Genomic DNA, 3,387 nt, shown 5'->3' with positions numbered 1-3,387 from the left:
CCGCGGCGACGGACGCGCCGGACCCGACCGGCACGGCGGGCCGTGCGAGGCCGCGGACCGTGAGCCCGGACACCGCCTCGCGCGCCCGGCCGGACGCGACGGCCTGCCCGGCGCCGGACCAGAGGAACGCGCCGATGAGCGCCGCCCAGGCGACGGTCCACAGGTCCGGGCGGACGCCCAGCGTGAGGGGCCACAGGAGGGCCCAGGCGACCACGCCGACGGCGACGACGCGCCCCACCCAGCCGGCCACGACGGTCCCCCGCGTCCGGGACCCCGTCGCCGCCCACACGGCAGACTCGAGGATCTGGCCGCCGTCGAGCGGCAGGCCGGGCAGGAGGTTGAAGAAGCCGACGAACGCGTTGGAGAACGCCCCCGCGTACAGCAGCAGCGCGGGCACGGAGAACGTGGCCTGCGCCTGGAACGCGAGCCAGAACACCACGGCGAGCGCGAGGTTGGTCAGGGGGCCGACGACGGAGATGAGGAACCCGTCGAGGGGTCGCGCGGACGTCCCGGAGTACGCGGTGTGCCCGCCCCACAGGGTCACGGCGAGCTCGGTGACGTGCTGGCCCCGGGCGCGCGCGACGAGCGCGTGCGCGACCTCGTGCAGGAACACCGAGGCGAACAGCAGGAGCACGAACGCGAACGAGGCGAGGTAGATCTCGGAGCCGAGGTGCGGCGCGAGGCGCTGGACGGTCGGCGCGAAGAGGACCGTCAGCACCGCGGCGGCGACGAACCACGACGGCGTGAGGATCACCGGCGCGCCGGAGACGCGACCGATCACCCAGCCCCTCGTGCGCGCGGGCGCGTCCGGCGGTGCGGGCGTGCGGGGAGCTCGAGGTCCGGGTCCGTCCACCCCGACAGCGTATGCCGTCGCGACGCGCGGCCCGTGACGCCGGGCCTGCGAGGAGGCGACGACCCCCTAGGAGGCCATGAGGTCGACCTGCTCGCCGCCGACGACGCGCGCGAGCAGCGCGAGGTCGACGTGCTCGAGCGACGACGCGCGGCTCAGCCCCGGCGCGGGCTCGACGGGCACGACGGCCTCCACGCCGATGGTCGCGGCGCGGGCGGCGCGCGCCGACGCGATCCCCGTCGGGGAGTCCTCGAGGGCGACGCACCGGGTGACGTCGACGCCGAGGCGCTCGGCCGCCGTGAGGTACGGCTCCGGGTGCGGCTTGCCGTGCTCGACCTCGTCCCCGCACACGAGCACCTGGAACGCGCCGTCGGGCGCGAGCTCGACGACGGGCTCGGCGAGCTCGCGGTAGGACATCGTCACGAGGGCGCACGGGACGCCGGCCTCGCGCAGCGCGACGAGCAGCTCGCGCGCGCCCGGGCGCCACGGCACCTCGACGCGCACCTGGTCGATGACCCGGCCGATGAGGAACCGGACGATCTCGGGCTCCGGCAGGTCCACGCCGCCGCGCTCGCGCAGGATGCGCGCCGACGTCAGGAGCGGGTTGCCGACGAGCAGCATCGCGTCCTCGTGCGTCCACGTGCCGCCGTGCGCCTCGACGAGCTCGTGCTCGGCGGCCATCCAGTACGGCTCGGTGTCGACGAGGGTGCCGTCCATGTCCCACAGCACGGCGGCGGGCAGTCCCGCGGGCGGGGTGCCGGGCTGCGATCCGGTGAGCACGGCGGCGTCGGCAGGGCGTGGCGAGGTCAACGCATCTCCTGGGTGGGGGGCTCCGGACGTCCGGGGCGGCGTCCGCACCCAGCCTACGTGCGCGACGCGGCCGGTACGCCACGCGCGAACCTGCGCGGCGTGCGCCCGGGGGTTCGCCCTAGGCTGGGGCGATGAGCGAGAACGCGCACGACGGTGCACGTCAGACCGTGATGATCGCGGCTTTCGAGGGCTGGAACGACGCGGGCAGCGCCGCCACCGCGGCGCTGGCGCACCTGCATGAGGTCTGGGGCGCGGAGGACGTCGACGAGCTGGACCCGGAGGAGTACCACGACTTCCAGGTGAACCGCCCGGTCGTGACGACGGACGAGGACGGCAACCGCGAGATCACGTGGCCCACGACGACGGTCGCCGCGGCGACGGTCTCGCCGAGCGGCCGTCGCGTCCTGCTCGTGCACGGGATCGAGCCGTCGATGCGGTGGCGCCGCTACTGCCGCGAGCTGCTCGACCTCGCCGTCGCGCACGACGTGCGCACCGTGGTGACCCTCGGCGCGCTGCTCGCCGACGTGCCGCACACGCGCCCCATCCCCATGACGGCGACGTCGGAGAGCGTCGGGCTGCAGGCCGTGCTCGACGTCGAGCCGAGCCGCTACGAGGGGCCGACCGGCATCGTCGGGGTCCTGCAGCACGCGGCCGCGGAGCGCGGGATGCAGTCCGTGTCGCTGTGGGCCGCGGTCCCCCACTACGTCGCGCACCCGCCGTCGCCCAAGGCCACGCTCGCCATCCTCGCCCGCATCGAGGAGCTCCTGTCCGAGCCGATCCCGCTGGGCGACCTGCCGGAGGACGCGCAGGCGTGGCAGCACGGCGTCGACGAGCTCGCCGCGGAGGACGCGGAGATCGCCGAGTACGTGCAGCAGCTCGAGGAGGCGAAGGACACCGCGGAGCTGCCCGAGGCGAGCGGCGAGGCGATCGCGCGCGAGTTCGAGCGCTACCTGCGCCGCCGCGACCCGGGCTCGGGCGAGCGCGGGAAGGGCCCGACGGTCTGACGCCCGGACCGGGGGGCGCGGCAGCCGCGGCGCCCCGGCGGGCTCAGAGCCGCACGCCGAGCAGCGCGTTGACCGCCCGGGCGACGACACCGGGCGCGCCCTCCTCGTCCCCCACCGTGTCACGGCCCGGGCGCAGCGCCTCGGCCGCCCACGCGTCGACGGCCGCGAGCGCCGCGGGCGCGTCGAGGTCGGTGGCGAGCGCCGCGCGGACGGCGTCGAGCATGGCCGTGGCGTCGGGCCCGCCGTTGCCGGACACGGCGTCGCGCCACGTCTCGAGGCGCTGCACCGCAGCGGGCAGGTCGTCGTCGGTCCACTCCCACTCGTCGCGGTAGTGGTGCGCGAGCAGCGCCAGGCGGATGGCCATGGGGTCCACGCCGGTGGCCCGCAGGTTCGACACGAGGACGAGGTTGCCGAGCGACTTGCTCATCTTCTGGCCCTCGTACCCGACGAGTCCGGCGTGCACGTGCACGCGCGGCCCGGCGCCGCCGGAGAGCACGCGGTCGTGCGAGGCCGACATCTCGTGGTGCGGGAACAGCAGGTCGGCGCCGCCGCCCTGCACGTCGAACGGCAGGCCGAGCCCGTCGCGCGCGATGACCGTGAAGAACAACCTCCAGACGGTCGCGGCGCTGCTGCGCCTGCAGGCCCGACGCATGGACGTGCCCGAGGCCCGAGCCGCGCTCGAGGAGGCGATGCGCCGCGTCGCGACGATCGCCCTCGTGCACG

At 75.8% G+C, this 3,387-nt stretch carries 3 protein-coding genes and 2 pseudogenes; 2 read left to right on the top strand and 3 right to left on the bottom strand.

Features of this window, described 5'->3' with window-relative positions:
* Both JZ5iCDA_RS16360 and JZ5iCDA_RS16355 read right to left on the bottom strand, forming a co-directional pair.
* Nucleotides 1-853, bottom strand: an 853-nt coding sequence (locus tag JZ5iCDA_RS16360; RefSeq protein WP_069388097.1) for a site-2 protease family protein, incomplete at its 3' end; no start/stop codon positions are given.
* Nucleotides 854-919: 66 nt separating this feature from the next.
* Entirely contained in the window at nucleotides 920-1,660 is a 741-nt protein-coding gene (locus JZ5iCDA_RS16355) for an HAD family hydrolase (RefSeq protein ID WP_436967418.1), read from the bottom strand.
* Between the two features lie 131 nt (nucleotides 1,661-1,791).
* Here JZ5iCDA_RS16355 and JZ5iCDA_RS16350 point away from each other — a divergent pair, with 131 nt between their 5' ends.
* Nucleotides 1,792-2,664, top strand: a complete 873-nt coding sequence (locus JZ5iCDA_RS16350; RefSeq protein WP_069388095.1) for a PAC2 family protein — start codon at nucleotides 1,792-1,794, stop codon at nucleotides 2,662-2,664.
* 43 nt (nucleotides 2,665-2,707) lie between these two features.
* Here JZ5iCDA_RS16350 and JZ5iCDA_RS16345 read toward each other — a convergent pair.
* A pseudogene (locus tag JZ5iCDA_RS16345) lies at nucleotides 2,708-3,277 on the bottom strand (cysteine--1-D-myo-inosityl 2-amino-2-deoxy-alpha-D-glucopyranoside ligase); the annotation flags it as partial.
* Between JZ5iCDA_RS16345 and JZ5iCDA_RS18090 the strand changes: the two are divergent.
* Nucleotides 3,261-3,387: pseudogene (locus JZ5iCDA_RS18090) on the top strand (histidine kinase dimerization/phosphoacceptor domain -containing protein); the annotation flags it as partial. The pseudogenes JZ5iCDA_RS16345 and JZ5iCDA_RS18090 sit on opposite strands and share 17 nt — an antisense overlap.

It is taken from the genome of Cellulosimicrobium cellulans, from assembly GCF_001722485.1.
Taxonomy (GTDB): Bacteria; Actinomycetota; Actinomycetes; order Actinomycetales; family Cellulomonadaceae; genus Cellulosimicrobium; species Cellulosimicrobium cellulans_A.
Note: the sequence above shows the minus strand (reverse complement) of the source record. Positions and strands in the feature narration are given on the sequence as shown.

Bases quoted from the DNA above. Each gene is read 5' to 3' on its own strand.
- JZ5iCDA_RS16350 (WP_069388095.1), top strand. From the start codon at position 1,792: ATGAGCGAGAACGCGCACGACGGTGCACGTCAGACCGTGATGATCGCG.